The following is a 5,511-nucleotide window of genomic DNA, read 5'->3' as shown; positions in this document are numbered from 1 at the left end:
TGCTGTTCTGGATTCTGCAGCACTTTGGCTGGCGGGAAATCTTTTATATTACCGGCGTCATCGGCATTATAGCCAGCGTATTCTGGTTTTTTCTGTATAAAGATCCGAAAGAATGCAAAGGTGCCAATGAAGCGGAACTGGCCTACATTCGCGAAGGCGGCGGCCTGGCGGAAAAGGCCGGCAAGGCAACGAAGATTTCGTGGGACCAGATTGCGGAACTCTTCAGGCACCGTCAGCTCCTGGGCGTGTATCTGGGGCAGTTTGCCAATACGAGTACGATGTACTTCTTTCTGACCTGGTTCCCGACGTACCTGGTTGTAGCCAAGCAGATGCCCATGCTCAAAGCCGGCTTCTATGCAGTCATTCCCTATATTGGTGCTTTGTGCGGCGTCCTGCTGGGCGGGTACTGGTCTGACTCCATGCTGCGGCGCGGCGCTTCCTTGTCGAAGGCGCGGAAAACGCCGGTTATCTGCGGCCTTATCTGTTCTATGACCATTATGGCGGCAAATTACGTCGATTCCCTGAACGCCGTCATTGCCATTATGGCCATTGCCTTCTTCGGCCAGGGCATGGCGGCTATCGTATGGAGCACTGTCGGTGATATTGCTCCTGCTGATTCGGTAGGGCTGGCGGGCGGCGTATTCAACTTCGTCGGCAATATGGCCGGCATTATTACGCCTATCGTTATCGGCATTATCGTGCAGATGACCGGCTCATTTGTAGGCGCCATGATCTTCATCGGCTGCGTCGCCGCCGTAGGCGTTCTGTCATTCGTCTTCATTGTCGGTGATATACACCGCATTGAATCGGTTCGCAAAGATATATAATGTATTGCCATGAATGGCCTGTCCGTTCCCGTGCGGACAGGCCAGTTTTTTTATTATTTACTATGGAAAAGAGCTGTTTTGTGATACACTAAGACCAATATACGTGCAGCAGGCACGGTAAAGGGGGCGTAGATGATGATTTTAAGAATGAATCGTAAAACTGCGGCAGCCTGTATTATTGCTGCCGGCGTCTGTTGGGGTATTATTGGTCTGTTTTCCCGCTATCTGGCCGCTCACGGCCTGTCGCCTGTGCAGATTACCTTTTCCCGGTCGCTGGTGACGGCTCTGGCCATGACAGCAGGCATGCTGTGGAGACGGCCTCGCGGGCTCTGTGTGGCCTGGCGGGATATGTGGATGTTTCTGGGCACTGGTCTGTGCAGCATTGTCTTTTTTAATGTCTGCTACTTTACGGCCATGGAGCTGACGACCTTGTCTATGGCGGCGATTCTGCTGTATACGGCGCCAAGTATCGTCATGGCCCTGTCAGTCCTGCTGTTTCATGAGAAGTTTACGCCTATGAAGGCCCTGTGCCTGGTTCTGTCCTTCCTGGGCTGCGTCCTGGTCAGCGGCCTGGGAATTGGCCATATCAATATTCCCGGCATTCTGGCCGGTCTGGGCGCCGGACTGGGCTATGCCCTGTATTCCGTTTTCGGCCACTATGCGCTGGCTAAATACTCTCCCTTTACAGTGACGACGTGGACCTTTATTATTGCCTCCCTGGGCCTGGCCGGATTCAGCGATGTTCCGGCTATGGCTGCTTCCATGGCGTCGTCGCCAGTTATGTTCATCATGGCTGTGCTCCTGGGACTCCTGTCGACGACGATCCCCTTCATCCTGTATACGGTCGGCCTGAGTGCCATGGAAACAGGCAAGGCCGCCATTTTGGCTTCGGTAGAACCGCTGACGGCGACAGTTATCAGTATTGCCGTATTTCATGAATCCCTGAGCATTACCGGTGCCATTGGCATTTTCTGTATTGTCTGCGCCATTGTGCTGCTCAATAAAAAATCATAACAGCAACAAGAGGAGAGAAGGAACGGCATAGGCTGTTTCTTCTCTCCTCTTGTTTGTAGCGTGATGCAGCAGATGCTTACCGGACGAATTCCAGGCGGAATTTTTGTCCCGGTGTGATGTATGACAGCAGAAACCGTTCGTCCGGGAGAACTTCGGCGGCAATGTTGGTTCGTCGTTCTGCCGGCAGGGGCGCCGTAAGTATCTGGATTTCGCCCATATACCGCAAGTACCCTTCGTTGTCAACCGTAATGTCACCAGACCGAAGGGGGCGCTGCGGACCGTTTGGCAGGATATGGTGCCCATGCAGGCAGGGCCGGCCTTCCTGGGCGCGGATGGCGTCACGGGCTCCATCGAGGCGGGCTGTCAGCGTCCGGGACAGAAAGTCCCGCATCCACGGGTCGCGGCTGAGGAGACGGGCTTTTACGACGACGACGCCTTTTTCTTCCCGGCCGACTTGGGCCAGGGCATCCAGTTCTGTTTCAGACGGCGCATTATCGCCAATAAAGACGGAATCCATCCCCAGGGCTGCCAAATGGCGGGCACTCAGGCTTACATCGATGTAGCGGTGCTGTTCCAGTGTCGGCAGTCCGGCAAACAGGGGGCCCCGGCGGCCGGCCTGACTGGGAATAAAGGCGCCGACAGACAGGCCTTCCTGGTGGAGCCATTTCGTCTGGGCGACGACGTATTCTTCACTCAGGCCCGTATGGGGGCGGGGATAAAAGTTGTGCAGACAGTCGACGTGTGACATATTCGCTCCGGCCCGGCGCAGGTCTTCTGCGAAGGCCGGCCGTATAGTCGAAGCGTTAAGCTGTATCGTCAGGATGCGGCTGAATAAGGCGGCCTGGCGGGTACTGAAGCCGCTGTCCAGGCGAACTGTTGTAATTCCCAGTTCCTGCAGGGCCTGCGGCGTCCCTTCGATGCCCAGCAGGGCCGATGTCTGCGGCGACAGGTCGGCACAGACGTCCATGCCGAAGCGGCGGGCCTGCTGAAGAAGGCGGGACAGGTCTTTTTGGAAAACTGTACGATTTGTTTCCGGAATCTGCAGGGACGTAAAGAGCCGCGTAATGCCGCGGGATGCAGCCTGTTTCAACAAGATGAGGTCTTCGTCTATAGAGCGGTTTAGTCCGGGGTACAGGGAAATGCCTGTTTTCATGAAAATTCCTCCTTATGGCGTAGGCTCGTCAAAACCGATGATACGAGTTGCTGTAAATCCGGCGGCATAGGATACGAACAGGCCCAGCAGATAGATGGGAATGTTGTCCGTACTGGCCGCCAGGGGCAGGCCGGAAATACCCAGCGCAGCTGAGCCTACCATATAGGCTGCCTGTACGGCGCCGCCGCAGGCCCCGCCGATGCAGGCGCCGATAAACGGTTTGCCCAGAGGCAGGGTAACGCCGTAAATAAGGGGTTCGCCAATACCCATGATGCCTACGGGAAGAGCGGAGAGAATCGTCTTTTTCAGGGCCCTGTTCTTCGTCTTGCTGTAGACAGCCAGGGCCGCACCGACCTGACCGCCGCCGGCCATGGCCAGAATCGGCAGGAGAATGGTGACTCCGTAGCGGGACAGGAGTTCGGCGTGAATCGGCGTCAGGCCCTGGTGAATGCCGACCATGACCATGGGCAGGAAAGTGCCGCCCAGAATACAGCCGGTCAGGGCGCCGCCCTTTTCAATGGACGCCGTAGCGGCTGTGCCGATTATGTCGGACAGGAAGCCGCCAAGGGGCTGAAAGACGGCGATGGCCGCTGCCGTAGAAATGAGGACTGTCAGGAGAGGCGTAGCAAAGAGGTCGAACATATCCGGTATGACAGCGTGCAGCCTTTTTTCGACAGCCGAAGAAAAATATACGAGCAGGAGGACGGCGACGATGCCGCCCCGGCCAGGGACGAGGGGTTCACCAAACAGGGTGATGGAAGATAAGGCAGGATGACTGATGACGGCAGCCAGGACGCCGCCCAGCATAGGAGAGCCGCCAAATTCTCTGGCTCCGTTAATGCCGACGAATATATTCAATCCCCAGAAGGCGGCGCTGCCGGCAATGGCCAGAAGCTGTACTGCTGCCATATCGGCACTGGCCGGCCAGGCTTTCAGGAGAATATTCAGCAGCCCCGTAATGAGGCCGCAGGCAATGAAGGCCGGCATAATGGGTACGAAAATATGAGCGATTTTTTTCAGGGCCAGTTTGGCAGGCGTCGCGTTTTTCCGGCGAATTGCCTCATGCAGGGCCGTGCCGTCACCGATGGCTGCATCTTTCTGCAACTCTGTCAGGGACGGCTTTGCAGCCTCTGGTGCCGCTGAGACCGGTGCTGTTTCGGTCGGTAATTGAGCTTTGGTTGAAGGCGCAGCAGCCACCAGGGCCTGAAAGGCTTCGGCCAGCTTCGTCGCTTTGCCTGGACCGACGACAATCTGCCATTCATCGCCGGACAGGTTGACGCCCAGCACGCCAGGCAGGGACTGGAGCTCTTCTTTGGTAAAATGCACGGCTTTGACGTGAAGCCGCAGACGGGTCATGCAGTGATAGGACCGTTCGATGTTGTCGGCCGGACCGACAAGGTCGTAAATCTGGCGGGCCAGTGTATTAGCGTCCATGGCAGGCCTCCTGCAGCACCGTGGCAATGCGCCCGTCCGCTGCCTTCAAGGCCCGGGCTGCGTCGGCGGCCGTCAGGCTGAGTAACATCATGACGATGGCCGTCTTGGCCTGGCCGTGGCACTGGGCCAGGGCTTCGATAGCCTCATTCCGGCTGCAGCCGCTGGCGGTCATGACGATGCGTCGGGCCCGTTCGGTCAGTTTCTGGTTGGACGCATGAACGTCGACCATGAGATTGCCGTATACCTTTCCCAGGCGAATCATGGTGCCTGTGGACAACATATTCAGAATCAGCTTCTGTGCTGTCCCGGCTTTCATGCGCGTCGATCCCGTCACCACTTCCGGCCCGACGAGGGCGCACAGATCCAGATCGGCCTGCCGGGAAATAGGGGAATCAGGGGAGCAGCTGACGGAAATGGCTGCTGCGCCGATAGAACAGGCGTACTGCAGGGCACCGACTACATACGGCGTCCGTCCTGATGCGCTGATGCCGACGACGACGTCCCTTGACGTAAGGTCATGGGCGGCCAAATCGGCGGCACCGGCCTGGCTGTCGTCTTCAGCCCCTTCTTTGGCGCGAAATACGGCAGAAGGTCCGCCGGCAATGATGCCCTGTACGAGGGACGGGTCCGTGCTGTATGTCGGCGGACATTCGACAGCATCCAGAATGCCCAGCCGGCCCGACGTGCCGGAGCCGATGTAAAACAGTCGCCCTCCCTGGGATACTCGGGCAGTGATAATGTCGACGGCCTGGGCAATCTCTGCGGCAATGGCGCCGACAGCAGGCGCTACGCCCTGGTCTTCTTTGTTTATCAGACGGATCAGGTCCAGCGTAGACAGCTGGTCAATGTGGCTGCTGGCACTATTGCGCTGTTCCGTCGCTATCGTATCTAATGAAATCATAGTATCCTTCCTTTAAAAACAGATATATTTTATTATAGAGACACCGGTCTGTTCGTGCAAGAGAAGATATTTGTTCAGGAACAGGGGAAATCCTTTATTTTTTTTATAATTCATGATATGATAAAGAACGTATCATACAGTGTTGTGCGCCCATAGCTCAGCTGGATAGAGCAGCAGTTTCC

Annotated in this window: 5 protein-coding genes; 2 read left to right on the top strand and 3 right to left on the bottom strand. The window is 56.7% G+C overall.

What is annotated here, in order from left to right; all coding sequences use genetic code 11:
• On the top strand, positions 1-827 hold an 827-nt coding region (locus tag Q3886_RS08025; RefSeq protein WP_301860826.1), incomplete at its 5' end, for an MFS transporter.
• A gap of 132 nt (positions 828-959) precedes the next feature.
• Positions 960-1,841 carry a DMT family transporter gene (locus tag Q3886_RS08020; RefSeq protein ID WP_301860824.1) on the top strand — a complete coding sequence of 294 codons (882 nt, stop codon included), beginning with the start codon at positions 960-962 and terminating at the stop codon, positions 1,839-1,841.
• Between the two features lie 76 nt (positions 1,842-1,917).
• Here the strand turns inward: Q3886_RS08020 and Q3886_RS08015 are convergent, their stop codons facing one another.
• Genes Q3886_RS08015 through murQ form a run of 3 tightly spaced genes read right to left on the bottom strand, consistent with a single transcriptional unit; the run spans position 1,918 to position 5,329 of the window.
• Complete coding sequence (locus Q3886_RS08015; protein WP_301860823.1) at positions 1,918-2,994, bottom strand: MupG family TIM beta-alpha barrel fold protein; 1,077 nt, start codon at positions 2,992-2,994, stop codon at positions 1,918-1,920.
• Between the two features lie 12 nt (positions 2,995-3,006).
• A complete protein-coding gene (locus Q3886_RS08010) occupies positions 3,007-4,428 on the bottom strand; it encodes a PTS transporter subunit EIIC (protein ID WP_301860821.1) in 1,422 nt (473 codons plus the stop codon).
• Positions 4,418-5,329 carry an N-acetylmuramic acid 6-phosphate etherase gene (gene murQ, locus Q3886_RS08005; protein WP_301860820.1) on the bottom strand — a complete coding sequence of 304 codons (912 nt, stop codon included), beginning with the start codon at positions 5,327-5,329 and terminating at the stop codon, positions 4,418-4,420. Before murQ ends, Q3886_RS08010 begins: the two co-directional genes overlap by 11 nt.
• Positions 5,330-5,511 lie beyond the last annotated feature (182 nt).

Origin of the sequence: uncultured Megasphaera sp. (genome assembly GCF_958350005.1) — a bacterium.
GTDB lineage: Bacteria > Bacillota > Negativicutes > Veillonellales > Megasphaeraceae > Megasphaera.
This window is presented reverse-complemented; position numbering and strand designations above follow the sequence as displayed.